At 70.8% G+C, this 23,603-nt stretch carries 21 protein-coding genes and 1 pseudogene; 12 read left to right on the top strand and 10 right to left on the bottom strand.

Annotation, left to right across the window (positions count from 1 at the left end; all coding sequences use genetic code 11):
• Window positions 1-58 precede the first annotated feature (58 nt).
• Window positions 59-1,471 carry a hypothetical protein gene (locus tag LZ198_RS34085; protein WP_253976311.1) on the bottom strand — a complete coding sequence of 471 codons (1,413 nt, stop codon included), beginning with the start codon at window positions 1,469-1,471 and terminating at the stop codon, window positions 59-61.
• Window positions 1,472-1,566: 95 nt separating this feature from the next.
• Window positions 1,567-3,006 (bottom strand): esterase/lipase family protein, encoded by a 1,440-nt coding sequence (locus LZ198_RS34080; protein WP_253976310.1) that lies wholly within the window; start codon window positions 3,004-3,006, stop codon window positions 1,567-1,569.
• Window positions 3,007-3,406: 400 nt separating this feature from the next.
• On the opposite strand from LZ198_RS34080, the gene LZ198_RS34075 reads away from it, so the two are divergent.
• Together LZ198_RS34075 and LZ198_RS34070 are read left to right on the top strand one after the other, a co-directional pair.
• Window positions 3,407-4,627: a threonine aldolase family protein gene (locus LZ198_RS34075; RefSeq protein ID WP_253976309.1), complete on the top strand. Its 1,221-nt coding sequence runs from the start codon at window positions 3,407-3,409 to the stop codon at window positions 4,625-4,627.
• 86 nt (window positions 4,628-4,713) lie between these two features.
• Entirely contained in the window at window positions 4,714-4,908 is a 195-nt protein-coding gene (locus LZ198_RS34070; protein WP_253976308.1) for a hypothetical protein, read from the top strand.
• 63 nt (window positions 4,909-4,971) lie between these two features.
• Here LZ198_RS34070 and LZ198_RS34065 read toward each other — a convergent pair whose 3' ends face one another.
• The 7 genes from LZ198_RS34065 to LZ198_RS34035 form a co-directional block, all read right to left on the bottom strand.
• Window positions 4,972-5,229, bottom strand: a complete 258-nt coding sequence (locus tag LZ198_RS34065) for a hypothetical protein (RefSeq protein WP_253976307.1) — start codon at window positions 5,227-5,229, stop codon at window positions 4,972-4,974.
• 89 nt (window positions 5,230-5,318) lie between these two features.
• On the bottom strand, window positions 5,319-6,617 hold the full coding sequence (locus LZ198_RS34060) for an MFS transporter (RefSeq protein ID WP_253976306.1): 1,299 nt from the start codon (window positions 6,615-6,617) through the stop codon (window positions 5,319-5,321).
• Between the two features lie 168 nt (window positions 6,618-6,785).
• Window positions 6,786-7,922, bottom strand: coding sequence for an ABC transporter permease (locus LZ198_RS34055; RefSeq protein WP_253976305.1), 1,137 nt, complete (start codon window positions 7,920-7,922; stop codon window positions 6,786-6,788).
• Between the two features lie 16 nt (window positions 7,923-7,938).
• Window positions 7,939-9,081, bottom strand: coding sequence for an ABC transporter permease (locus LZ198_RS34050; protein ID WP_253976304.1), 1,143 nt, complete (start codon window positions 9,079-9,081; stop codon window positions 7,939-7,941).
• Window positions 9,081-10,019, bottom strand: a complete 939-nt coding sequence (locus LZ198_RS34045) for an ABC transporter ATP-binding protein (RefSeq protein ID WP_253976303.1) — start codon at window positions 10,017-10,019, stop codon at window positions 9,081-9,083. Before LZ198_RS34045 ends, LZ198_RS34050 begins: the two co-directional genes overlap by 1 nt.
• Window positions 10,016-10,777 carry an ABC transporter ATP-binding protein gene (locus LZ198_RS34040; RefSeq protein WP_253976302.1) on the bottom strand — a complete coding sequence of 254 codons (762 nt, stop codon included), beginning with the start codon at window positions 10,775-10,777 and terminating at the stop codon, window positions 10,016-10,018. Before LZ198_RS34040 ends, LZ198_RS34045 begins: the two co-directional genes overlap by 4 nt.
• On the bottom strand, window positions 10,774-11,838 hold the full coding sequence (locus LZ198_RS34035) for an HlyD family secretion protein (protein ID WP_253976301.1): 1,065 nt from the start codon (window positions 11,836-11,838) through the stop codon (window positions 10,774-10,776). Before LZ198_RS34035 ends, LZ198_RS34040 begins: the two co-directional genes overlap by 4 nt.
• 420 nt (window positions 11,839-12,258) lie before the next feature.
• On the opposite strand from LZ198_RS34035, the gene LZ198_RS34030 reads away from it, so the two are divergent.
• From LZ198_RS34030 to rtcA, 8 genes are all read left to right on the top strand, one after another.
• Window positions 12,259-12,492 (top strand): hypothetical protein, encoded by a 234-nt coding sequence (locus LZ198_RS34030; RefSeq protein WP_253976300.1) that lies wholly within the window; start codon window positions 12,259-12,261, stop codon window positions 12,490-12,492.
• A gap of 64 nt (window positions 12,493-12,556) precedes the next feature.
• Window positions 12,557-13,159, top strand: coding sequence for a TetR/AcrR family transcriptional regulator (locus LZ198_RS34025; RefSeq protein ID WP_253976299.1), 603 nt, complete (start codon window positions 12,557-12,559; stop codon window positions 13,157-13,159).
• A complete protein-coding gene (locus LZ198_RS34020; RefSeq protein ID WP_253976298.1) occupies window positions 13,156-14,358 on the top strand; it encodes an MBL fold metallo-hydrolase in 1,203 nt (400 codons plus the stop codon). The genes LZ198_RS34025 and LZ198_RS34020 overlap by 4 nt, the downstream gene beginning before the upstream one ends.
• Entirely contained in the window at window positions 14,355-15,053 is a 699-nt protein-coding gene (locus LZ198_RS34015; protein ID WP_253976297.1) for an NAD(P)H-binding protein, read from the top strand. The genes LZ198_RS34020 and LZ198_RS34015 overlap by 4 nt, the downstream gene beginning before the upstream one ends.
• A gap of 23 nt (window positions 15,054-15,076) precedes the next feature.
• Window positions 15,077-16,420: a sensor histidine kinase gene (locus LZ198_RS34010; RefSeq protein WP_253976296.1), complete on the top strand. Its 1,344-nt coding sequence runs from the start codon at window positions 15,077-15,079 to the stop codon at window positions 16,418-16,420.
• Window positions 16,410-17,816 carry a sigma-54-dependent transcriptional regulator gene (locus LZ198_RS34005; RefSeq protein WP_253976295.1) on the top strand — a complete coding sequence of 469 codons (1,407 nt, stop codon included), beginning with the start codon at window positions 16,410-16,412 and terminating at the stop codon, window positions 17,814-17,816. The genes LZ198_RS34010 and LZ198_RS34005 overlap by 11 nt, the downstream gene beginning before the upstream one ends.
• 129 nt (window positions 17,817-17,945) lie before the next feature.
• Entirely contained in the window at window positions 17,946-19,898 is a 1,953-nt protein-coding gene (locus LZ198_RS34000; RefSeq protein ID WP_253976294.1) for a CocE/NonD family hydrolase, read from the top strand.
• A gap of 84 nt (window positions 19,899-19,982) precedes the next feature.
• Entirely contained in the window at window positions 19,983-21,056 is a 1,074-nt protein-coding gene (gene rtcA / locus LZ198_RS33995) for an RNA 3'-terminal phosphate cyclase (protein ID WP_253976293.1), read from the top strand.
• A 16-nt stretch (window positions 21,057-21,072) separates the two neighbouring features.
• Here rtcA and LZ198_RS33990 read toward each other — a convergent pair whose 3' ends face one another.
• Window positions 21,073-21,426 carry a hypothetical protein gene (locus LZ198_RS33990; RefSeq protein WP_253976292.1) on the bottom strand — a complete coding sequence of 118 codons (354 nt, stop codon included), beginning with the start codon at window positions 21,424-21,426 and terminating at the stop codon, window positions 21,073-21,075.
• Window positions 21,427-21,531: 105 nt separating this feature from the next.
• Between LZ198_RS33990 and sppA the strand changes: the two genes are divergently transcribed.
• Both sppA and LZ198_RS33980 read left to right on the top strand, forming a co-directional pair.
• Window positions 21,532-23,280 (top strand): signal peptide peptidase SppA, encoded by a 1,749-nt coding sequence (gene sppA / locus LZ198_RS33985; protein WP_253976291.1) that lies wholly within the window; start codon window positions 21,532-21,534, stop codon window positions 23,278-23,280.
• Between the two features lie 214 nt (window positions 23,281-23,494).
• Window positions 23,495-23,603, top strand: a pseudogene (locus LZ198_RS33980) (IS5/IS1182 family transposase); the annotation flags it as partial.

Below are 23,603 nucleotides of genomic sequence, written 5' to 3'. Positions count from 1 at the left end.
GTCTCCTCCCGCTTTCGGTCGCGCGCGTCGCCTGGGGTGTCGTGCCGTCGCGGTGGGATTAGAGCAGCAGGCGGAGCGTCATGAAGTACGACGCGTCGATCTCGTCCTCGATGCCGTCCTGCTTCTTCTGGTAGCGGGCGTAGCGCGCGCCCAGCGCCACGTCCTCGGTGAACCAGTAGGTGCCGCCCACGTTGAGGAAGAACTGGGTGGTGCGGGTGATGGGCTCGGTGGCCGGCAGCTCCCCCGTCGCGGCGACGTAGGTGGGCGAGCGGTCCGCCACGCGGTTGAACTGGACGCCGATGCCCGAGCGCCCCTCGAAGTTGATGTCCATGCCCGCGCCGACGGTCGTCGCCGTGTAGTGGGTGCCCAGCAGCGTGTCCGCGAAGCCCGGAGTGGCGTTGGCCACGTCGTTCTGGACGCGGGCGAAGTTGAAGAACGGGGTGATGAACAGCGGGATGCCCACGTTCGTGTGCAGCTTGAGCAGCGCGTTGCCGCGCAGGTTGTTGCCGTGCAGCAGCGGGTCCGTGCGCGAACTGGTCTGGTAGTTCACGTCGAAGACCTGGGCCATCGCCTTCACCTCGAACAGCTCGTGGGTGTACGTCAGCGAGGGGCTGATGACCTGGAAGTGCAGGTCGTCATCCGGCTGGCCGTTGCGGTAGTTGGCCAGGGGTCGCTCCCAGAAGCGGCTGCCGCCGCCGAACGTGCCGCCCACCTGGTACGAACTGGAGGTGCTGAGCGGGTTGGCGGCGGTGAAGCCCAGGCCCACCCGGAAGCCCTTCCAGTCGTACGAGGCCTGCGCCCCCTGGCCCCGGTTGAATCCGCTGTAGAGCAGCGGATCGCGGGTGTACTTGTCCGCCAGGAGCGTGTCCGCGATGTGGGTCGAGATGTAGTCCACGCTGGCCGGGTCCACGACGATGCCCGCCTCGAGCGTGGCGTTCCAGCGCTGCAGCCGGATGACCTGGTCTCTCACGCTGAAGGACGCGGTCCCCTCCCACACGCCGGAGCCGTGGGCGCGGATGTTGCGCTCGAACTCGCTGCGGAACGAGACGTACTGGCCCAGGCGGCCCTCGAAGCCGAACCGGGTGAGCGCCACCGTCGTCGCGCGGCTCTCACGGTTGCGGTTGAGCGTCTGGATGAGGTTCTCCACGTGGACGCCGCCCGCGAGCGCGAGGACGGGCTTCACGTAGAAGGTCTCGTTGCCCACCGCGATGCGGGGGCGGACCACGGGGGGCGGGCGGTTGTCGATGACCTCGGCCGTGCCCGCCATCTCCTCGGGCGTGGTCGCGGCCTCCGGCTCCGTGGGCTTGGGCGCGTCGGGGGCTCCCGCGGTGGTGGGGTCGGCGGAGGCCTGGGCCGCGTCGGCGGACGGAGCGGGGGAGGCGGGCGTGGAGTCGGAGGCCTGGGCCCAACCCGCGGGCGCGGAGCCCAGGGCCAGCGCGCAGAGGGACGCGGCGAACGGGAATCGCTTCATGGAGGAACTCGGGACTGGAGGGGAGGGACGCGGGAGCCGGCCCGCGCACGAGGGCGGGCCGGGCTCTCTGGAGGGATGACGCGGGGACGACGGGACTACTCGGCGAGGTAGCGCATCGCCAGGTCGAGCCCGGAGCTGGAGCGCAGCGAGCCGAAGTGGTTCGCGATGAAGCCCTTGTTGAAGTAGCCGCTCGTGTCGTAGTCGGTCAGCGTGGTGAGCGTGTTGGTGACGCAGCCATCCATCTCGATGCGCGACGCGGCCTCGGACACGTAGAGGTCCTGGTAGTTGGTGCCCTTCTCCTTGTCCGTCATCGTGATGGTGTAGTACTTCACGACGTTCTCGCCGCACTGGCCCGTCTTGCCGAAGGCGTAGTCGCCGTCCGCGCACGGCGTGGCGAACAGGTCGCGCGGGCCGTTGAGCGGCTTGTGGAAGTAGGTCTGCACGTAGTTGGACCGGCTGCCCATCTCGCAGACGATGGTCCCGCGCATCGTCGTGTTGGTGGCGCACAGCGAGCCCAGGGCCGGGTCATACGTGGACACGCCGTGGTTGGCGCCCGAGCCGAGGATGACGTGGCTCACCTGGGGGAAGGGGTTGATGGCGCCCGCCTTGCCCGCCTGCCACTCCACGTACATGCGGCGCAGGGCGTCACGCGCCACCGTTACGCCGAGCGAGTGCGCGATGAGGGCCACCTTCCGGTTCGGCTGGTCCTTCATCACCGCCTTCAGCAGCGACTGGAGGATGGGCGTCGACCAGCCGTGGTCGATGTTGCCGGAGGAGTTCTGCGTGGTGCTGTTGGCGGACGGGTCGATGCTCGTCACCACGTCCGTGCGGAAGTCCACCGCGATGACGCGGTAGTGCGCGGCGATCAGCTTCTCCGCCAGTTGGTCCCGCGCGGTGGTGTCCGCGGTGAACTGGACGTTCTCGTACGCGGTGGTGGGCGGGGTGCCCGGCGGCAGGATGAACTTCTCCCAGGTGTGCGGCCGGGTGGAGTTGCCGTGTACGAGGACGATGATGGGCTTGGACGTGTCCTCGTTGGGTTGCGTGTACTCCTTGGCGGCACAGGGATAGCCGGGGATCTTCGCGCGATCTCCCGGCAGGAAGCCCGTGGCGGCGTTGGGACCTCCGAACGCGGAGTTGCCCGTCCACTTGCCGTCGTTGTTCCCGTCGACGTACGGCGTGGAGCCCGTGGTGTTCGTCTTGTCGTAGTAGAGGTTGTCCACCGCGCAGCCCGGGTGGTTCGTCACCGGGCGGTACTTGCCGTCGTAGGACAGGTAGTTGTCCTGGTTCTGCGGCGTCGTGGTGGTGAGCTCCTTCATCTCCGACGCGTCCTGGATGGACCAGGTGGCGATGTCGATGCCCGCCGCCTCGACCTCCGCCGTCTTCGCCGCGATGCGGTCGCGGCAGGCCTTCACCGCCGCGGGGACCTGCGTGCCGGGCCCGGGCTGTTCTCCTCCGGGCTCCTGGTTCGAGCATGCCACTCCGACCAGGCCGACGACAGCCACCACCGCGCGGATATCCATGCGACGCGTTGCCATGTGTAGCTCCGATGCAATCGCTAGCTGATGCTGTGGGGATAGCGAGCACGCCCTCCGTGACACCACGACGGAAGAGGCCCCGACTTGCGAACACAACTGTGTCGCAAGTGCGCGATACGTACCAAACGCACGGTCCGGACCGCAAATGGAGTTGAAGGGTGATTCAGGTTTCTGGGCACCAGAACATGAAGCCTGATTCAGCATTGCAGTGCGTCATGTCTGGTTATTTCCGCCGATATCGCGGCGCGTCAGGGATTGGCGTGTGTCGCGCGGGGCCCGGCCACCTCGGCGCCCGGTCCGCTCGTGGGAACGGCCGTCCGGATGTGGGAATCCCTGCGTGCGTGCGGGACGCCATACTACGGTCCCCCGGGTCGGGTTCCCTCTTCGCCGCGAGTGCCTCATGACCCCTCATCGATTCAGCCGCAGTGAGTTCCTCTCCCTCTCCAGCCTCCTCGCGGGCAGCGCCTTGCTGGCCGGTGGAGGCGAGGCGCGCGCGGCGGCGGCTCCCGCTCCCGTACCGGCGACGGCGCAGCCCACGCGCGAGCAGATGGAGGAGGTCCGCAGGGCGTGCCGGGGCTTCGTGTCCGGTGCGCCGTCGCCCGACCCCGGCCCGGAGCTGGTGCGGATTGGCGAGTGGATCCAGCGCCAGGGCGTGCGCGAGGACTTCTACGGCAACGCCGAGCTGATCCAGTCCTTCGAGAAGAAGGTCGCGGACCTGCTGGGCTTCGAGGCGGGGTGTTTCATGCCCACGGGCACGATGGGGCAGCTCATCGCGCTGCGCATCTACGCGGACGCGGGGCGCAACCGGAACGTGGGGGTCCATCCGTCCTCGCACCACGTGCTGCACGAGGACAGCAGCCATGTCGTCCTGCACCAACTGCACGACGTCATCCTCTCGCCCTGGACGCGCCCGCTGCTCGCCGGCGACGTCCGGGACGCGCGCGAGCCGCTGGGGACCGTGAGCGTGGAGCTGCCGGTGCGCTGGCTCGGGGGGCAGCTCCAGACGTGGGAGCAGCTCGAGGAGCTCAAGCAGACCTGCCAGTCCCGGGGCGTGAAGCTGCACATGGATGGCGCGCGGCTGTGGGAGTGCCAGCCGTACTACGGCCGCCCCCTGCCGGAGATCTGCAAGGGCTTCGACTCCGTCTACGTGTCTTTCTACAAGACGGTGGGCGCGCTGGGCGGGGCGATGCTGGTGGGCGGACGCGACTTCATCCGCGAGGCGCGCATCTGGCGGCACCGGCATGGTGGCGACATCTTCCACCTCTATCCCTACGTTGCGTCCGCGGCCATGCGGCTGGATGGTGCGCTCGAGCGCATCCCCGCGCAGGTGCGCCGCGCGAAGTCCCTCTCGGAGGCGCTCGCCGCGGACAGCCGGCTCACCGTGCTGCCGCGCCCCGTCCCGACGAACATGTTCCGCGTCTTCGTGCGGGCAGACATCGACGCGCTGCGACGGCAGTTGTTCCGCGTCGCGCGCGAGGACCGCATCTGGCTGGCGGGAGGCTTCGGCCCGACGCGTGTCCCCGGCGTCCTCGAGGCGGAGTTCACCATGAGCTCGGGCGTGGACACGCTGAGCGACGTGGAGATCTCCCGCGCCTTCCGCAAGCTGCTCGACGGCCTGTGAGCGGGGCGGTGGGTGGGGGGCTCGGTCGGCCCCTCGCTCCCGGGGAGGCGCGTTGCGTGGGCTCGTTCCTGCGTTACGTCGAACGCATGACCGAAGCACCCACCGCATCGCGCGACTTCATGATTCCCGAAGGTTGCCCCCTCTGCGCGGCCGACCTGCCGGTTCGTGTCACGGCGGCCGGGCCGAGCGGGGTCTGCAAGCACTGTGGCTGGCTCGGGCGGCCCCTCATCACCGTGACGCACCAGGGCCTGCGCGTCAGCTACGAGGGTGCTCGCGCCTGAGCGGGCCTCTCGGGACACGGGGCGGACGGCCTGGCGCCGTCCGCTCGTGCCTTCCTTCGCACGTCAGATGCAGCGGGTCTGCCCGGGGACGATGGTCGAGCAGTAGTACATGTAGCCGCCCGGACACATCGCGTTGATGCCCACCCGGGTGGCGCACATCCCGGAGGGGCAGCCGTCCATGTCACAGACGGTGGGGCCGGGAGGCAGCTCGAGGGACTGCGTGGCGCTCTCCGTCGACGGCTCGGTGGACTCCTCGGCCGTCTGGGGGCCGCACGCCGTCAAACCCAACGCCAGGCACAGCATCAGCATCCGCTTCTGCATCGAGATGGACCTCCGGTAGGGGAATTGCCAGTGTACGCGGATTGCGCGTTTTGAGGCAGTCCCCCTGGCCGGGGGGCCCGGGCGCGGCGTCAGCCCGCGGCCTGGGTCGTGGCGGGCTCGGGCTCCGGGGCTTCGGGCTGGGTGGAACGGGCCGCCGTCTCCAGGCGGTCCACGCGGCGCAGCTCGGGGAAGGCCCAGACCCAGATGGCCACCACGAGCAGCGTCCCGAGCGCGCCCGACACCACGGCGGGCACGGCGCCCACGTGTTCGGCGAGCCAGCCCGCGCGGAACTCACCCAGCTCGTTGGAGGCGCCGACGCACATCATGTTCACCGCGCCCACGCGGCCTCGCATCTCGTCGGGGGTGGACATCAGCTCCAGGGTGTGACGAACGACCACGCTGACCATGTCGGCGGCGCCCGCGATGGCCAGCGCCACCAGGGAGAGTGGCAGGGAGCGGCTCATGCCGAACACGCAGGTGGCGGTGCCGAAGACGGCCACGGCGGCGAACATCTTCCATCCCGCCCTGCCGCCCAGGGGCCGCATGGCGAGGGCGACGGCGACGATGGCGGCGCCGGCCGCGGGGGCGCACCGGAGCAGCCCCAGGCCCCAGGGGCCGGTGTGCAGCACGTCCCGCGCGTAGATGGGGAGCAGCGCCACCGCGCCGCCGAGGAGCACCGCGAACAGGTCCAGGGTGATGCTCCCCAGGAGCATCCGCTGACGGCGCACGAAGCCCAGGCCCGCGACGAGCGTGGAGAAGGAGAGGGGCTGCGTGGAGGCCCGGCCGGTCCGCACCTTCAGCGAGAGGATCCACACCACCGTGAGCGCGCACAGCGTCGCCGAGCCGACATAGGCCCCCGTGGGACCAGCCCAGCCATAGAGGACGCCACCCACCGCGGGGCCGGCGATGGTGGCCACCTGCCACGTGGTCGAGTTCACGGCGACGGCGCGCGTCAGCTCGTCCTTGGGCACCAGGTGCGGGGTGAGCGCGGAGCCCGCGGGCGCGTAGAAGGCGCGCGCGGTGCCGAACACGATGAGCACGCCGTAGACGAAGCGCACGTCCCGGACGTGGCCCAGGGAGAAGGCCAGGAGCGCCAGGCTGCACAGCAGCATCACGCCCTGGCAGATGGCGAGGATCTTCCGCCGGTCGAACCGGTCGGCGACCTGGCCTCCCACCAGACAGAAGGAGAGGAACGGCACGAACTGCGACAGCCCCGTGTAGCCAAGCGCGAGGGCGCTGCCCGTCACCTCGTAGACCTGCCAGCCGATGGCCACCGACTCGATCTGCATGGCCAGCACCGCGCACAGACGGGCGATCTGGTAGAGGCGGAAGTCGCGGTGCCTGAAGACGGAGAATGAAGGGGAGGGGGCGTCGGCGGTTTGACCCATGCAGGGCGGGCTGTAACGCAGCGCCGCCGGGCTTTCCAGTCACAGACGGAGGGGGCGAGGGCTCCAGGGCGCGCGCACCGGGTCCCCGATGGCGTCGGGCGCTCGTCCGGTGAGTCCGTCCCGGGCCCGACCGCCGCTCCAACGGCCCCCCGCCGTGAGCGCGCCCGTTCAGGCGGAGGTCTTGTGGAAGCGGCGCGCGGCCACCGACATGACCACGGTGCCGAAGGCGGCCAGCATGACGAGCTGGCGCCACAGGTCCGGCAGTCCGGCGTCCTTGAGCAACGAGCCCCGGAGCACTTCGACGTAGTAGCGCACCGGGTTCACGTACGTGACGACCGCGAGCCAGTCCGGCATCGCGCGGATCGGGCTCATCACCCCCGACAGGAGGACGGCCGGGAGGACGAACAGGAAGCCGCCCACGAAGGCCTGTTGCTGGGTCCGGCTCACGGTCGCGATGAGCAGGCCCACGCCCAACGTGGACAGCAGATAGAAGAGGGTGGCCACGGCGACCAGGACGAGGCTGCCCCGCAGGGGGACGCCGAACACCCACGCGCCCACGCTCAGCGCCAGCCCCACGTCCACCAGGCCGATGACGAGGAACGGAGTCACCTTGCCCGCCATCAGGATGCCGGGGCGCAGCGGTGTCACCTGGAGCTGCTCGAGCGTCCCCGTCTCACGCTCGCGTGACAGCCCCATGGCCATGATGACCGTGGTGACGATGAGCAGGAGCATCGCGGCGATGCCGGGCACCACGTAGACGGACGTGGACAGCTCCGGGTTGTAGAGCACGCGGGGGACCAGGGCCACGGGGGCCCTCGGCACGGACGTGCCCTGGGCCCGGGCCTGCGCCTGGAGGAGCTGGGTCGCGCGCAGGGCCGCGAAGCGCGCCACCGCGTCGGAGGCGACGCCCGAGCGTGTCGGGTCCGAGCCATCCACGAGGGCCTGGACCTGCGCGCCCTGGCCCCGGAGCACGTCCTTCTGGAAGTCCCGAGGAAGGACGAGCGCCACCGACGCCCGGCCATCTTCCAGGGCCTCCTCCGCCGCGTGCTCGTCCCGCAGCTCGGCCTTCAGGTCCAGGGTGTCCCCGGCGAGCTGCGCTCGGGCGTAGTCGCGGCTCTCCACCGTCCGGTCCTGGTCCACGACCACGGTGGGGACATGGCGCACGTCGAAGTTCACCGCGAAGCCCAGGACGAAGAGCTGGACCAGCGGCGCGATGGTGAGCAGCGCCATGACCCGGCGATCCCTCACCGTCTGCCGGACCTCCTTCACGACCACCGCGCGGTACTGCACCAGGAGCGGATGCATGGCCTCGTGCCTTTCCTCAGTCCAGTCGCCGTTGGAAGCGCCGCGTGGCCAGCACGAGGACGAACACCGCGAAGAGCGCCAGCGCCAGCAACTGGGGCCAGAGCACGTCCAGGCCGTTGCCGCGCAGCAGCACTCCGCGCAGCGTCGACACGAAGTACCGCGCTGGAATCACCGTGCTGATGACCTTGAGCGGGAGGGGCAGGTTCTCGATGGGGAAGATGAAGCCGGACAGCAGCATCGACGGCAGCACCGAGGAGATGGTCGCCACCTGGGTCGCCACCATCTGGTTGCGGGTCACCACCGAGATGAGCAGGCCCTGCCCGAGCATGCCCACCAGGAAGAGCAGGGCGCCCAGTCCCAGCGCCACGAGGCTGCCGCGCACCGGCACGTCGAACACCCACGCGCCGACCGTCAGCACGAGCAGCACCTGGAGCACGCCGATGCCGAGATAGGGCAGCAGCTTCCCCACCACGATTTCGAGGCGCCCCACCGGCGTGGCGAAGAGCTGCTCCATGGAGCCCCGCTCCCACTCGCGGGCCACCGTCAGCGCGGTGATGATGACCGCGACGATGGCCAGCAGGTACGCCGCGAGTCCCGGTACCAGGAACATCGCGGACCGCGCATCCGGGTTGAACAGCGTCCGGACCCGGACCTCGAGCGGCGGGGCTTGCACCGGCGCGCCAGCGCCGAGGAGCTGGCGGCTCGCCACCTCCACCAGCGCCTGGGCCTTGGCGAGCGCCTGGGTGGCGGTGTTCCCGTCGGCGCCATCCACCAGGAGCTGGACCTGCGCCGTGCCACGCTGCACGTCCTCGGCGAAGCCGTGTGGGAGGAGCAGCACTCCGGCGGCGTGGCCCCGTCGGAGCTGCTGGAGCGCGGCCTCCGGGGAGGTGCCATCCTCGATGGCGACGAACTCACCGGACGCGGTGACCTGGCGCACCAGCGCTCGGGACAGGTCCGTGCGGTCCTGGTCCACCACGGCCAGCTCCAGGTGGTCCACGTCGAAGCTGATGCCGAAGCCGAACAGCACCAGCATCAGCACGGGCATCGCCAGGGCGAGGTAGAGCGTGCGGATGTCGCGGCGGATGTGCAGCACCTCCTTGCCCGCCATCGCGAGGATGCGTCCGAGGGTGGCCGACCCGCGTCGTGTGGGCGTCGTCATCAGTCGTCCCCCCTTTGGGCCCGGGCGGTGAGCGCCAGGAAGACGTCGTCCAGCGTCGGCGCGGACTCCTCCATCTCCAGCGGGTCCACACCGCGCGCGCGCAGCCACGCGGCCAGCGCCTCGGGGGCCATGCGCTCCGGGTCCACCCGCACCGTCGCGCCCGCGCCGAAGCGGCTCACGTCGAGGACGCCGGGGGTGCCCTTCAAGGCGTCCAGGGCGACGGAGAGTCGGGGGCCCCGCACCTCGAGCACGCGCCCGGGCGCATGGGTCCTCTTCAGGCCCGTGGGTGTGTCGAGCGCCACCAGCTTCCCGTCCACCATGATGCCGATGCGGGCGCAGTTCTCGGCTTCGTCCATGTAGTGGGTGGTGACGAAGACGGTGGTGCCCTGCGCGGCGAGGTCGCGAATCAGCGCCCAGAACGTGCGCCGTTGGACCGGGTCGACCCCCGCGGTGGGTTCGTCGAGGAACACGATGCGGGGGCGGTGCAGCACGGCGCTCGCGAGCGCCACGCGCTGCTGGAGTCCCCCGGGGAGCGAGCCCGTCACCGCGTCCTCGACGGCGCCCAGGCCCATGCGCTCCACCATCTCCGCGATGCGCGTGCTGAGCGTCCGTCCCTGGGCCCCGTAGGCGGAGGCGAAGAACTCCAGGTTCGCGCGGACGCTCAGGTCCAGGTACAGCGAGAACTTCTGGGACATGTACCCGATGCCGGCCTTCACCCGCTCGGGTTCGCTCCCCACGTCGAAGCCGGCGACGCGGGCCCCGCCGCTGGACGGGGTCAGCAGGCCGCACAGCATCCGGATGGTGGTCGACTTGCCCGCGCCGTTGGCCCCCAGGTAGCCGAAGATCTCCCCCACGCCGACGTCGAAGCTCACGTCGTCCACGGCGACGAAGTCGCCGAAGCGGCGGGTCAGGTGGCGCACCTCGATGGCCGGGCTCATGCGGCCCTCCCGCCCGTGTGCTTCTCCACCAGCGCGAGGAACACCGCCTCGAAGTCGGAGGCCGCGACCCCGTGCGCCCGCGTCAGCTCCCGGGGCGCGCCCTGCGCGATGAGCTCTCCCGCGTAGAGCAGGCCCACGCGGTGACACCTCGCCGCCTCGTCCATGTACGGCGTGGAGACGATGAGCGTCATGCCCTCGTGGACGAGGCCGTAGAGCAGCTCCCACAGCTCGCGGCGGCTCACGGGGTCCACGCCGTTGGTGGGCTCGTCCAGCAGCAGCACGCGGGGGCGGTGGAGCAGGGCACACGCCAGCGCCAGCTTCTTGTACATGCCGCCCGACAGCGCGTCCGCGCGTCGGTCCGTGAAGCGCCCCAGCCGGGTGATGTCGAGCAGGCGCGCGCGCCGCTCCGCGAAGTCCTCCTTCGACAATGCGAAGAGCCTGGCGAAGAAGCGCAGGTTCTCCTCGACGCTCAGGTCCCCGTAGAGCGTGTTCCGCTGCGGGACGAGCCCCAGTGACTCGCGCACGTGCGAGCGCGGTGCCGCGGGATCCTCCGACAGGGTCCGCACCTGACCCGCGTCCGGCAGGAGCAGCCCCGCCATCAACCGGATGCTGGTGGTCTTCCCCGCACCATCCGGCCCCACCAACCCGTAGACCTCGCCCGCGTGGACGGCCAGCGACACGCCGCGCAGGGCCTGGGTGGCGCCGAACGCGCGGCGCACGTCCTTCAGCTCCACGTCCACGGCAGCCTCGGCGCTCATGGGTGCTGCTCCGCCACCGCGGGTTCGTTCACGGGCCCCAGGGTGATGTCCACGGGCATGCCGGGGAGCAGGACGTCCTCGGGCGCGTCGATGCGGACCTCCACGGGATAGACGAGCCGGTCCCTGTCGCTGCGCGTCTGCACGTTGCGCGGCGTGAAGGCCGCCTCGCGCGCCACGGTGACGACGCGGGCCTGGAAGGTGCGGTCGGGATAGGCGTCCGCGCGCACCGTGGCGGCCTGGCCGGGCTTCGCCGCCGCCAGCTCCGCGTTGGGCAGATAGAAGGTGGCCTTGGGGCGATGCGTGTCCACCAGCCGCGCCACCACGCCGCCGGGCAACGCCAGTTCCCCGACCTCCAGCGCGAGCGTCTCCACGGTGCCGGAGATGGGCGCGCGCAGCTCACACTCCGACACGGAGACCTGGGCGCGACGGACGGCGGCCTCGGCGGCCTGGATGCCCCGCAGCGCGGCCTCCGCGGCCTGGAGGCTGGCGTTCTGCTGCTCCGTGGCCGCCCGCGCCTGACGACTGGCCGCGGTGCTCGCGTGGCGCGCCGCGGCCAGTTGCTGCGCCAGGGATTCCGCCTGGGCCCGCGCCTGGTCCAGCGAGGCCTCCGTCGTCGCCTCGCCCATCTGCTTGAGGCGATCCGCCTGGCGCTGCGCGAGGCCGTGCTGGTCCGCGAGGGAGGCGATCTGCGAAGCGCTGCCCTCGGCCTGGGCCGCCACCGCCTCGCTGGTGCGTCCCGCCGCCACCGCCTGCGCCTGGGCGGACGCGGCCTGGGCCTGGGCCACGGCCAGTCGGGCGGTGGCCTCGCTCAGCCCGGCCTCCGGCTCCGTGCAGTCCAGGGTGACGAGGACCGCATCCTTCTGGACCCGCGCGCCTTCCTCCACGGGGCGCGTCAGCACGCGGGCGTTGAGGCGCGAGCGCACGTCCACCGCCGTGCCCTCCACCACCCCCGAGCCCCCGGGGGGACCCTCCGCGGCACGACGCTCCTTGAGGATGCGCACGCCCAGCAGAGTGGCGAGTGCCACCACCAGCACCACGAACAGGACGACGGCACGTCGCATGGAGTCTCTCCTCGAGGCCGCGGGCACGCCCCCACGGTGTCGCCTGCCGGGTTGGCAAGGCTCATGCCATGACGACCGGGAGGTGGTGGGCGCGTGGGAGGTGTCGGAGGCCCACGCGACGACCCTGCCGGAAATCCGGCACCCCGCCGGAAGCCCGGCACCCGCGGGCGGTGGGACGAGGCGTTCCGAGGGAAAGGTGCGCACGCTCGTGGCGATGGCCTTCCTCGCGAGCGGAGGAGGGCCTTTCACCATGGCATCTTCATGCTTCTTCACGATGGCGCCTGTCACGCCGTGGCACCTTCCGCTCGCCTCCTGGTCGTCCTGGATTGGGAGGTGGGCGGGCGGTCGCTGGGTGGCACCGTCATTGCTCATGAAACCCGCGCACACTCCCGTGCGCACCCGAGAAGGCGAAGAGGCCCCATGCTGTTCGACATGTACCTGTTCTTCTGCCTGCCGCTCCCCCTGCCGAAGAAGCGGGGTGCCGCGGAGGGCATGACGGGCGCGCGCAAGGTCGCCAAGGGACGTGCTCCCGCGAGGGCGGCTCCTCGTGCGACCGCGAAGCGGGGAAAGCAGGCCGCCGCCAGCCAGCCCGGCCGCCAGGGCCGCCGCGCCACGCTGCGGGTCCTCGAGGGCGGTCGGTCGGCGCCTCGCTGAACGCCGGTTGGTGTGTCGTGGATGGGTTTGACAAGTTGGGTCCAACTTGTCAAATCTGTCCAGGATGGTGGATCCGAAGAACATCGCGAAGCCGGTGGAGGACGCGCGTCGCCGGCGGCTGTTGGACGCGGCGATCACCGTGTTCCTCCGCTTCGGCTTCCGGAAGGCCTCGATGGACGAGGTCGCTCGCGCGGCCGACGTCTCGCGGCAGGGGCTGTACCTGCACTTCGCGACGAAGGAGGCCCTCTTCCGGGAGACGCTCGAGCACGTGCTGGAGACCTCCGCGCGGCAGGTGGAGGCGTGTCTGGGGGACGAGTCCCTCCCGTTGGAGGCCCGGCTGTCGGGGGCCTTCGACGCGTGGGTGGGGCGGTTCGCCGGCACGATGGGCGCGGACGCGTCCGACCTGGGCGAGGCTGCGGGCGGTGCCCTGAAGGACCTGGTGCCCCGTCACGAGGCGCAGTTCCTGGACGCGGTGACGAAGGCGATCCGCGCCTCGGGATTGGTGGCGGCCTACAAACCCGTGGGACTGAGCGCGAGACAGCTCGCGGACACGCTGAACGCGACGGCCCGGGGGCTGAAGTATGCCTCCGCGTCGCGCGAGGCCTTCAAGGAGGGGATGGGGGTCGCGGTTCGCGCCCTCTGCATGCCCCTGGGAGCATCCCGATGAAGACGACGGGTTGGCGGCGCGTGGTGCGCCGGAGCGCGCTGGCGCTGGGCGGAGTGGTGGTGCTGGGCGTGCTCTTCGCCCTCGCGGACGGCTACACCGCCTTCGGCAAGAAGGCCCAGGGCGCCCGGAGGGAGCGCATGGAGCGCTCGCCCCAGTGGAAGGACGGCTCCTTCCACAACCCCCAGCCGTTGGTGAACCACGTGTGGGACATGTTCGCGGGCATGGCGCGGGCGAGCCCGCACACGAGCCCCGAGCAACCGCTCGCGGTGGAGCCCATCGACCCGAAGCGGTTCGACACGCCGCCGTCCACGGGGTTGCGCGTCACGTGGCTGGGGCACTCCACGATGCTCGTGGAGCTGGATGGCCACCGCATCCTCACGGACCCGGTGTGGAGCGAGCGTGTGTCGCCCTTCACCTGGGTGGGGCCGCGCCGCTGGTTCCCCGTGCCCGTCGCCTTGCGGGACCTGCCCGCCATCGACGCCGTGGTCATCTCCCATGACCACTATGACCACCTGGACCACGGGACACTGGTGGCGATGAAGGACTGGAAGACGACCTTCATCGTCCCGCTGGGGATCGGCGCCCACCTCGAGTCCTGGGGGATTCCTCCGGAGCGCATCGTGGAGCTCGACTGGTGGGAGCGCACGCGGGTGGGGGGCTTGGAGGTCGTGGCCACGCCCGCGCGGCATGCGTCCGGAAGGTTCCTGTTCGACAAGGACGCCACGCTCTGGGCGGGCTATGCCCTCGTGGGCCCCACCCACCGCGTGTACTACTCCGGCGACACGGGCCTGTTCCCCGCGATGCGGGACATCGGCGAGCGGTTCGGGCCCTTCGACCTGACGATGATCGAAACCGGCCAGTACCACCGGGCCTGGCCGGACTGGCACATCGGACCGGAGCAGGCCGTGCTGGCACACCAGATGCTACGGGGGAAGGTGATGCTTCCCGTCCACTGGGCCTTGTTCGGACTCGCGTACCACGGCTGGACCGAGCCGGGTGAACGCACGGTCGCCGCCGCGCGGGACGCCTCCGTGCGCCTGGTGTTGCCCCGGCCGGGAGAGAGCTTCGAGCCGACCTCCGCGGACCTCCACGCCAAGTGGTGGCCGGAGTTGTCGTGGGAGACGGCGCAGCAGCACCCGGTGCTGTCGACGGGGATGGATGGCGTCGTGACGTCGGTGGAGCCGGGAGGTCAGCCATGAAGGTGGTGCTCTTCGGTGCGACGGGCATGGTCGGGCAGGGCGTGCTGCGGGAGTGCCTGCTCGCGCCGGACGTGGAGGAGGTCCTCGCCGTCGGGCGCTCCGCGACGGGGCAGCGGCACGACAAGCTGCGGGAGCTGGTTCGCTCGGACCTCCACGACTACGCGGAGGTGGAGGCGCAGCTCTCGGGGTTCGATGCGTGCTTCTTCTGCCTGGGCGTCTCCGCGGCGGGCATGCGCGAGCCGGACTACCGGCGCATCACCTATGACCTGACGCTGGCCGCCGCGCGGACGCTGGTCCGCCTCAACCCGGGGATGACGTTCATCTACGTGTCGGGCGCGGGCACGGACAGCACGGAGCGGGGGCGGGCGATGTGGGCGCGGGTGAAGGGCGCGACGGAGAACGCGCTGCTCCAGCTCCCGTTCGGGGCGTCGTACATGTTCCGACCGGCCTTCATCCAGCCGATGCACGGGGTCGTGTCGAGGACGGGGTGGTACCGCGCCATCTACGCCGTCTTCTCGCCGCTCTATCCGCTCCTGAAGCGGGTGGCGCCCGCGTACGTGACGAACACCGAGGCGGTGGGGCGGGCGATGCTGGAGGTCGCGCGCCATGGCGCGCCGAATCGCGTCGTCGAGAACGCGGAGCTCACCGTGCTCGGAACCTCCGCGGGCGCCCGGTCCCATCCCGCGGCGAGCTGAAGGCCGCCCCGAGCGAGGACGCCATGGACGCACGCGCGCGCCGCAGCTTCAACGACATCCAGATGAAGCACATCGGCCGGGTCTTCGGTCGCATGGTGCGGCTGCGGGCCTATGGCGGGCTGGTGTTGATGGCGGCGGTCGCGGGGGCCACGCTCGCGGATGGGGCCCGGTGGCGCTACTACTGGATGGTGGCGCAGGTCTTCATCGCGCTGAAGTTCTTCTTCATCGAGCTCAAGCGGTTCAAGCGCCACGGCTTCACCTCGCGCAGCGTGCCGTTCAACCTGGGGGTGGGCATCCTCCTCGAGCAGAGCCTGACGCTGGGAACGGGGGGGCTCGCCAGTCCGTTGCTGCCGCTCCTCCTGCCGTTGGCCTTCGTCGGCGCGGCCGTGCTCCCCGCGCGCCAGCGCAACCTCCTCATCGTGAAGGAGCTCGTGTTGTTGTCGCTGTTGTCGGCGACCCATCTGTGCGGCTGGATTCCGAACCTGCACCTGTCGTTCCTGGGCGAGCCGCCCCGGGAGATGCTCATCGCCGTGGCCATCACCATGCCGCTCCTGGTCCTCGCGGCGAACGTCGTCGGCGCGGCGATCCGCGGTACCTTCGATGACATGCTCACCGATGTCTTCACGCAGCGCGACGAGCTGCTGGCCACCCATCGCGTCCACGCGCGGACGCTGGAGGCGCTGTCGGCGGAGATCGCCCACGAGCTGAAGAACCCCCTGGCCACCGTGAAGGGGCTCTCGCAGTTGATGGCGCGGGAGACGGGGAGGGCCCAGCCCACGGAGCGGCTGGAGGTCCTCCAGTCCGAGGTGACGCGCATGCAGGGCATCCTGGAGGAGTTCCTCAACTTCTCGCGTCCCCTGGTCCCGCTGTCCATCAGCGAGGTGGACATCGGGGCGCTGTGTGATCAGGCGCTGGTGCTCCACGAGGGCGTCGCCGCCGAGCACGTCGTCCGGCTGGTCCGCGTGGGAGAGCTGCCGGTGCTTGCGCGGTGCGACCCACGGAAGGTGAAGCAGGTGTTGATGAACCTGCTGCTCAACGCCATCGATGCCAGCCCCCGCGAGGGCCTCGTCGAGGTGGAGGTCGACGCGAACAGCCTGGGCGAGGTGCGGGTGTCCATCCGCGACTCGGGCGCGGGGATTTCTCCGGAGCTGGGGGCTCGGGTGTTCGAGGCGGGGGTGACGTCGAAGGCGCGGGGCTCCGGGCTGGGGCTCACCGTGGCCCGCGCGTTGGCCCGTCAGCACGGGGGGGAGGTGACGCTGCGCAACGCCGAGCGCGGCGGGTGTGTGGCGGAGTTGCTGCTGCCCCGTGAGCCGCCCTCGGAGTCGCTGGCCCCCGTGCGGGAGCGCGAGGTGGCGCGTGCCGGGTGACGTCGTCAGCGCCTCGCGGGTCCTCGTCGTGGACGACGACGCGGGCGTCCGCTTCACGTTGAAGGAGACGCTGCGGAGCCTCGCGGGGGTCGAGGTCGAGCTGGCGGAGGACGGCGCCTCGGCCCTGGAGAAGCTGGCCGAGCGGCCGTGCGACCTCGTCATCACCGACCTGCGTATGCCCCGCATGGATGGCATGGAGCTGGTGCGGCGCATCCAACTACAGCCCCATGCCCCGCGCGTCATCGTCATCACCGCGCATGGTTCGGAGCGCTTCGCGGTGGAGGCGATGAAGGCGGGCGCCCACGACTACTTCCGCAAGCCCTTCGACGTGGACGAGCTGCTCGCCGTCGTGATGCGCGCGCTGGAGGCGGTGCGGTTGCGGCACGAGAACGAGCGGCTCCAGGGCGAGCTCAACCTGTCCCGCTCGCTCGTCTTCGCGTCGGAGGCGATGGGGCGGCTGGCGCAGCTCGTCCAGCGCGCCGGTTCTCGCGACGTGACGGTGCTCATCTCCGGCGAGAGTGGAACGGGCAAGGAGCGGGTGGCGGAGGCGCTGGTGCGGGCCTCGTCCCGGGCCTCGCGCCCCTACCTGCGCTTCAACTGCGCGGCGCTGACGGAGGAGCTGGCGGAGGCGGAGCTGTTCGGCCATTCGAAGGGGGCCTTCACGGGGGCGCACCGCGTCCGCCAGGGGCTGTTCCGCGAGGCGGACGGCGGCACGCTGCTGCTCGACGAGGTGGGCGAGCTGGCCCTGCCGCTCCAGGCCAAGCTGCTGCGGGTCCTCCAGGAGGGCGAGGTCCGTCCGGTGGGGGAGGACCGCCCCGTGAAGGTGGACGTCCGCATCCTCGCCGCCACCCACCGGGATTTGCGCAAGCGCGCGTCGGAGGGGGCCTTCCGCGAGGACCTCTACTACCGGCTCAATGTGGTGCAACTGCGGGTGCCTGCGCTGCGGGAGCGGCCCGAGGACATCCCGGTGCTGGCGCGGATGTTCCTGGACCGCTTCAGCGACCGGTTCCACACGGGCCCGTTGAAGGTCCCGGAGGGCCTCCTGGAGCGCCTGATGGCCTGGCCCTGGCCGGGGAACGTCCGCGAATTGGAGAACACCCTGGAGAGCCTGGTCGCGCTCTCCACCGAGGGTGTCCTGGACCTGGCGCTGCTGCCCGGACAGGCGGCGCCGCCGGTCGGAGCCGCCGCCATGGTGGAGGACACGTCCCCGTTGGGGCTCAAGGAGCGCGTCGAGGCCTATGAGCGGGGGCTCGTCCTGGACGCGCTGCGTATCGAGGGGGGCAACCGCAGCGGCGCCGCGCGTCGACTGGGCATCGGCCGGGCGACGCTCCACGACAAGCTGCGCAAGTACGGGCTCGACGCGACGGCGGACGAGGGTGGGGACGGGAAGGGCTGAGGACGGGGGCCGACGTGTAGGTTCCGGGAAGAAAGGGCGACCTCGATGGTTGGGGCCGCGGAATCTTGGTGGTTTCCACCGGTTCCCGATGTCCCCCACAATGTCGCCCTCCCTCGACCAGGAGCGTGCATGTCCTCCGTGTCCCGTCTTCTCGCGGCACTCCTGATGTTCTCCCTCGCCGGTGTGGCGCGGGCGCAGGCGAACCCCACCCCCTCGAAGGCCCCGGGCGCCCAGTCGCCTGAACGGGCGGAGCGGGTCCGCTCGCGGTACACGAAGTACGAGTTCCACATCCCCATGCGGGACGGCGTGAAGCTGTTCACCTCCGTCTATGTCCCGGTGGATGCGTCCGCGACCAGGCGCTACCCCATCCTGATGGAGCGCACGCCCTACAGCGTCGCCCCGTACGGCCTGGACCGGTACAAGGCGAGCCTGGGGCACACGGAGGCGTTCGAGAAGGAAGGCTTCATCTTCGTCTTCCAGGACGTGCGTGGCGCCCACATGTCCGAGGGCGAGTTCGTCAACGTCCGCCCCCACAAGCCGAAGAAGAGCGGGCCCAAGGACACGGACGAGAGCACGGACACGTACGACACCATCGAATGGTTGGTGAATCGGGTGCCGTTCAACAACGGACGCGTGGGGCAGTGGGGCGGCTCGTATCCCGGCTTCTACACGTCCGCGGGCGCCATCGATTCGCACCCCGCGCTCAAGGCCGTGTCTCCGCAGGCGCCCATCGCCGACTGGTTCATCGGCGACGACATGCACCGCAACGGTGCCTTCAACCTGACGCTGGCGTTCAACTTCTTCTCGACCTTCGGGCAGCCCCGGCCCAAGCCCACGGACAGCGAGGAGTGGGACTTCTTCGAGCACGGCACGCCGGACGGCTACCAGTTCTTCATGGACCTGGGGCCGCTGCCCAACGCCGAGTCGAAGCACCTCAAGGGGGAGGTGGCGTTCTGGAAGGACATCGTCGCGCACCCCAACTACGACGCCTTCTGGCAGGCGCGGAACCTGCTGCCGAACCTGAAGAACATCAAGGCCGCGGTGCTGGTGGTGGGCGGCTGGTTCGACACCGAGGACCTCTACGGACCGCTGCGCACCTACGCGGCCATCGAGAAGCAGAACCCCGGCATCTCCAACTCCATCATCATGGGGCCGTGGTCGCACGGTGGATGGATCCGCACGGAGGGCTCGTCGCTCGGTGACGCGGACTTCGGCTTCCGGACCAGCGACACCTACGCGGACCTGTCGCTCGCCTTCTTCAAGCACCACCTGAAGGAGGGGGAGAAGCCGGCGCTGCCGGAGGCGATGGTGTTCGAGACGGGCGCCAACCGCTGGCGCCAGCTCGACGCGTGGCCGCCGAAGAACGCCCGGCCGACGAAGCTGTTCTTCCAGCCCAAGGGCGGCCTGTCCACCCAGGCGCCCACGGGAAGCGCGGAGTCCTTCGCCGAGTACCTCAGCGACCCGAACAAGCCCGTGCCCTACACGAAGGAGATCTCCACCCACTGGAGCTCGACGTACATGACGGAGGACCAGCGCTTCGCGGCGACCCGCCCGGACGTCGTGGTGTTCCAGACCGAGCCCCTGGAGGAGGACCTGACCGTCGCGGGGCCGCTCGAGGCCGAGCTGTGGGTGTCCACCACGGGCTCGGATGCGGACTGGGTGGTGAAGCTCGTGGACGTCACCCCGGGCACGCCCCAGGGGGTGAAGAAGGGCGGCATCCCGGAGAAGGGCAAGCCGAACCGCGGCCACCAGCAGACCCTGGTTCGCGGCGAGCCGTTCCGCGGCCGGTTCCGGGACGGCTTCAGCACGCCCAAGCCCTTCAAGCCGGGCGAGGTGACGAAGGTGCGGTACACGATCAACGACGTCTTCCACACCTTCCAGCGGGGGCACCGGGTGATGATCCAGGTCCAGTCGAGTTGGTTCCCGTTCATCGACCGCAACCCGCAGACCTTCGTGCCCAACATCTTCGAGGCGAAGGAGTCGGACTTCACGCGCGCCTTCCACCGCGTCTACACCTCCGCGGCGCACCCGAGCTTCATCCAGGTGGGCGTGCTGCCCGCGCTGGACGCCCAGGGCGGGTGAGCGGGAAGTCTGACGGGAGATGTCCGCGGGTTGCTGTTAGGCTTTGCCCGCCCCGCGGGGACACCAGGGATGGATGGGAGGGACATGAGCGGCACGCAGGAACCCGAGCACGGGTGGGTTCGGCTCGACGGGAGCGAGGGCGAGGGGGGAGGGCAGATCCTCCGCTCCGCGCTGTCGTTGTCGCTCATCACCGGCCGGCCCTTCCACCTCACCCGCCTGCGTGCCCGGCGTGAGCCCAGCGGCTTGCGGCCCCAACACCTGGCTTGTGTGCGGGGGGCGGAGGCGCTGGGCGGCACCAGTGAGGGGGCGAGCGTGGGCGCCTCCGAGCTGTCCTTCACGCCGTCGCCGGTGCGCGCGGGGGATTATCTCGTGGAGGTGGGGACCGCCGGGAGCACGCCGCTCCTGTTCCAGTGCCTCGTGTATCCCCTGGCGCTCGCGGGGGGAGGGCGGCTGACCCTTCGGGGCGGCACGCACCTGCCGCACAGCCCCAGCTTCCACTACCTCGCCACGGTGTGGCAGCCGGTGGCCCGCGCGTACGGGCTGCCGGTGCAGCTCACCATGCCGCATGCGGGGTTCTATCCGGAGGGCGCGGGAGAGATGGTCGCGGAGGTCGGCGCGCCCCAGGAGCCGCCGCTGCTGGTGGAGCTGCCCGCGCGAGGCATGTTGCGGGAGGTCCACGTCTCGTCCTTCGTGGGAGGCCTGCCGTTCGGCATCGCCGAGCGCCAGTCGCGCGCGGCGGTGGTGGCCCTGCGGGAGCGGGGCATCCTGGCCGAGGCAGAGAACCGCCCCCTGCCGGTCAGCCGCTCCACGGGCACCGTCACGTTCGTGCTGGCGCAGTTCGAGCACACCATCGCGGGCTTCACCGCGCTGGGAGAGCGGGGGCGTCCCGCCGAGGACGTGGGCCGGGAGGCGGGGGAGGAACTGGTGCGGTTCATGGAGACCGGTGGGGCGCTGGACGAGCACCTCGCCGATCAGATCCTGTTGCCCGCGGCGTTGCTGGCCTCGGGGCGGCTGGGGCCCGCGTCCCCTGGGACGACGCGCTTCACGGCGGCGCGGGTCACCGACCACCTGACGACCCACGCCCGGGTGGTGGAGCGCTTCCTGCCCGTCCGTGTCCGGGTCGACGGAGCGGGCGCGGTGGAGGTCTCCCCGGCCTGAGCGCCGGGGAGGCGGGTCAGGCGGCCTCGTCGTCGCCGCGCGCGGAGTTGTTGCCGAAGGTGTTCGAGTCGCTGATCTCCTTCGTGGTGCTCCGGTAGGCGCGGAACGCGAAGGGGAGGGTGGCCAGGAACACGAGGCCCGCGAGGCCCGTGGCCTTCCAGGGGAAGGGCTTGGACTTGGTCTCCATGTCCTTGCCGAAGGCGGTGAGGTTGCTGCCCATGGCCCGCTGCTTGGCCGCCTCGCGCTCCTCGGCGGTCACCTCGTGGGGCGTCTGGAAGTCCTGGACCTTCTTGCGGGGCTGGGCCAACGCCGCGCCGCCCGTCGCGAGGGCGAGGGCCAGGAGGAGTCGGGCAAGGGTGAGATTTCGCATGGCGGGGGAGGCTATCACGACCCAACGGGGGCGCTGAACAGGGCTTGCACACGCCGAGTGTTGTCCAGTACGGCGCCAGGACGCCCACATCCGCCCCGGGACGCCATGCTGCGCCTGCCCTTCATCGCCCTCGCCAACCTGCTGCTCCTCCTGCGCACCCTGCTGGGCGCCCCCTTCCGGATGTTCGGCGCCCGCTATCGGCCCGCCTACGTGCGGTTCCGGCTGACGGGGGAGCCCACCTACCGGGAGCGGCGTCGCCCTCGGTTCTCCCTGGGGGGCGAGCGGCCGGAGCCGGCCGACATCACCTCGTTGGAGCGTTTCGGCGAGGCGCTGGGGCTGTTGGCCCGGGACCCGAAGGTGAAGGGCATCTTCCTGGAGCTCGAGGGCGTGGGGATGTCCTCGGCGAAGCGCGAGGCCCTGGTGGCCCTGCTGGCGGACTTCCGCGCCCGGGGCAAGCGGGTGGTGGCCTGGGCGGTGATGGTGGACACGGACACCTACGCGCTGATGTGCGCCGCGGACGAGGTGCTCATGCCCCCCATGGGGCGGCTGGAGCTGGTGGGGTATGCGGCCGAATCGTCATCGCTGGGCGAGGGACTGTCGCGTCTGGGCATCCGGCCCCAGTTCGTGCGGCGGGGCGACTACAAGACGGCCCCCGAGCTGTTCACGCTGCCCCAGTTGTCGGACATCCAGCGGCGGACGGTGGAGTCCTTCCTGGACGAGCGCTACGGAGTGCTGGTGGACGCGGTGTCGGGGGGCCGGCGCAAGACGCCCGACGAGGTCCGGGCGCTCATCGACCAGGGGCCCTTCAGCGCCCAGCGGGCGCTCGCGGTGGGCCTGGTCGACGGCCTGGTGAGCGAGTCGGACCTGCCCAGGCACCTGGGGCTGGTGGAGGCCGGGGCGGACGAGGACGACGAGACGGAGCTGGAGCCGCTGGACACGTACCTGGGCACGCTGCCGTTCCCGCCGGTGCCATGGCGACGGCTGCGGCGCCGGCCCCGGCTGGCGCTGGTGTCCGTGACGGGCGTCATCGTGCCGGGCAAGGGCAACCCGGGGGGGCGGATGGCCACGTCCGCCGCGGTGGTGAAGGCGCTCCGGGCGGCGGGGCGGGACAAGCGGGCCAGGGCCATCCTGTTGCACGTGACGAGCCCGGGTGGGGCGGCCATCGCCTCTGAGGAGATGCTGGAGGTCGTCCAGCGGGTGGCGCGCAAGAAGCCGGTGATCGCCTACATGGACCAGGTCTGCGCCAGCGCGGGGTACATGGTGGCGTTGGGGGCGAAGGAGCTGTGGAGCGCGCCGCACGCGGTGGTGGGCTCCATCGGCGTGTTCGCGGGCAAGTTCGACGTCTCCGGGCTCTTGGCGAAGCTGGGCATCCACCGGACGCTGCTGACGCGCGGCGCGAACGCGGGGCTGTTGTCCTTCTCCCGCGCCTTCACGGAAGGGGAGCGGGCGGCGCTGGAGGCGGACGTCGAGGAGATGTACCAGTCCTTCCTGGGGCACGTGGCGAAGGCGCGGGGGCGGACGAAGGAGGAGATCCACGCCCTGGCCGAGGGCCGGGTGTACTCGGGGCTCCGCGCGAAGGACGCGGGCCTGGTGGATCGGATCGGCAGCTTCGAGGAGGCCTGCCGCCACGCGCTGTCCCTGGCGAAGGTGGCCCCCGGAGACTTCGAGCTGAAGACCTACGGGCGCGGCGCGGGACGTCTGTCCTTGCTCAAGCTGCTCATGGGCGCGGCCCATCCCCAGACGTATGGTTTCTGCCCGCTCGCGTGGACGCTGACGGGTGGAGAGCGGGGGATGGTGGCCGAACTGGAGGCCCAGGCGGGGAAGTGGAGCTGGCTCGTCTCCGACGAGACGTGACGTCCGGCGCGCGTGGCAGGGAATGGAAGACCCATGCTGGGGTCTTCAGTGACTTCCCTCCCGCGCTGAACTGAAACGCACCAGCGGCTGTATGGCTTCGCGGCGACGACTGCGCGTGAAGTCGACGAGAACCACGGGAGGGCCCACTCACAGCCCCTAACGAAAGTCAGGAATGGACTGGTCGCAGGTGGGGACGAGCCCCAGGTTGAGGGGCATGGATCGCGAACTCGTCCCCGACGCCTTCTGGCAGCGCGTGGCTCCCTTGCTCCCTCCTCCTCGCCCCAAGAAGAAGCTGGGTCGACCTCGAGCTGACGACAGGGCGG

It is taken from the genome of Myxococcus dinghuensis (assembly GCF_024198235.1).
Taxonomy (GTDB): Bacteria; Myxococcota; Myxococcia; order Myxococcales; family Myxococcaceae; genus Myxococcus; species Myxococcus dinghuensis.
Note: the sequence above shows the minus strand (reverse complement) of the source record. Positions and strands in the feature narration are given on the sequence as shown.

What these genes read in the sequence shown, in the direction of transcription:
- sppA (WP_253976291.1), top strand. Translation starts at nt 21,532, where the DNA reads ATGCTGCGCCTGCCCTTCATCGCCCTCGCCAACCTGCTGCTCCTCCTG.
- LZ198_RS34030 (WP_253976300.1), top strand. Translation starts at nt 12,259, where the DNA reads ATGCTGTTCGACATGTACCTGTTCTTCTGCCTGCCGCTCCCCCTGCCG.
- LZ198_RS34035 (WP_253976301.1), bottom strand. Translation starts at nt 11,838, where the DNA reads ATGCGACGTGCCGTCGTCCTGTTCGTGGTGCTGGTGGTGGCACTCGCC.
- LZ198_RS34015 (WP_253976297.1), top strand. Translation starts at nt 14,355, where the DNA reads ATGAAGGTGGTGCTCTTCGGTGCGACGGGCATGGTCGGGCAGGGCGTG.
- LZ198_RS34080 (WP_253976310.1), bottom strand. Translation starts at nt 3,006, where the DNA reads ATGGCAACGCGTCGCATGGATATCCGCGCGGTGGTGGCTGTCGTCGGC.
- LZ198_RS34060 (WP_253976306.1), bottom strand. Translation starts at nt 6,617, where the DNA reads ATGGGTCAAACCGCCGACGCCCCCTCCCCTTCATTCTCCGTCTTCAGG.
- rtcA (WP_253976293.1), top strand. Translation starts at nt 19,983, where the DNA reads ATGAGCGGCACGCAGGAACCCGAGCACGGGTGGGTTCGGCTCGACGGG.
- LZ198_RS34050 (WP_253976304.1), bottom strand. Translation starts at nt 9,081, where the DNA reads ATGACGACGCCCACACGACGCGGGTCGGCCACCCTCGGACGCATCCTC.
- LZ198_RS34040 (WP_253976302.1), bottom strand. Translation starts at nt 10,777, where the DNA reads ATGAGCGCCGAGGCTGCCGTGGACGTGGAGCTGAAGGACGTGCGCCGC.
- LZ198_RS34055 (WP_253976305.1), bottom strand. Translation starts at nt 7,922, where the DNA reads ATGCATCCGCTCCTGGTGCAGTACCGCGCGGTGGTCGTGAAGGAGGTC.
- LZ198_RS34085 (WP_253976311.1), bottom strand. Translation starts at nt 1,471, where the DNA reads ATGAAGCGATTCCCGTTCGCCGCGTCCCTCTGCGCGCTGGCCCTGGGC.
- LZ198_RS34020 (WP_253976298.1), top strand. Translation starts at nt 13,156, where the DNA reads ATGAAGACGACGGGTTGGCGGCGCGTGGTGCGCCGGAGCGCGCTGGCG.
- LZ198_RS33990 (WP_253976292.1), bottom strand. Translation starts at nt 21,426, where the DNA reads ATGCGAAATCTCACCCTTGCCCGACTCCTCCTGGCCCTCGCCCTCGCG.
- LZ198_RS34010 (WP_253976296.1), top strand. Translation starts at nt 15,077, where the DNA reads ATGGACGCACGCGCGCGCCGCAGCTTCAACGACATCCAGATGAAGCAC.
- LZ198_RS34000 (WP_253976294.1), top strand. Translation starts at nt 17,946, where the DNA reads ATGTCCTCCGTGTCCCGTCTTCTCGCGGCACTCCTGATGTTCTCCCTC.
- LZ198_RS34075 (WP_253976309.1), top strand. Translation starts at nt 3,407, where the DNA reads ATGACCCCTCATCGATTCAGCCGCAGTGAGTTCCTCTCCCTCTCCAGC.
- LZ198_RS34070 (WP_253976308.1), top strand. Translation starts at nt 4,714, where the DNA reads ATGACCGAAGCACCCACCGCATCGCGCGACTTCATGATTCCCGAAGGT.
- LZ198_RS34065 (WP_253976307.1), bottom strand. Translation starts at nt 5,229, where the DNA reads ATGCAGAAGCGGATGCTGATGCTGTGCCTGGCGTTGGGTTTGACGGCG.
- LZ198_RS34025 (WP_253976299.1), top strand. Translation starts at nt 12,557, where the DNA reads ATGGTGGATCCGAAGAACATCGCGAAGCCGGTGGAGGACGCGCGTCGC.
- LZ198_RS34045 (WP_253976303.1), bottom strand. Translation starts at nt 10,019, where the DNA reads ATGAGCCCGGCCATCGAGGTGCGCCACCTGACCCGCCGCTTCGGCGAC.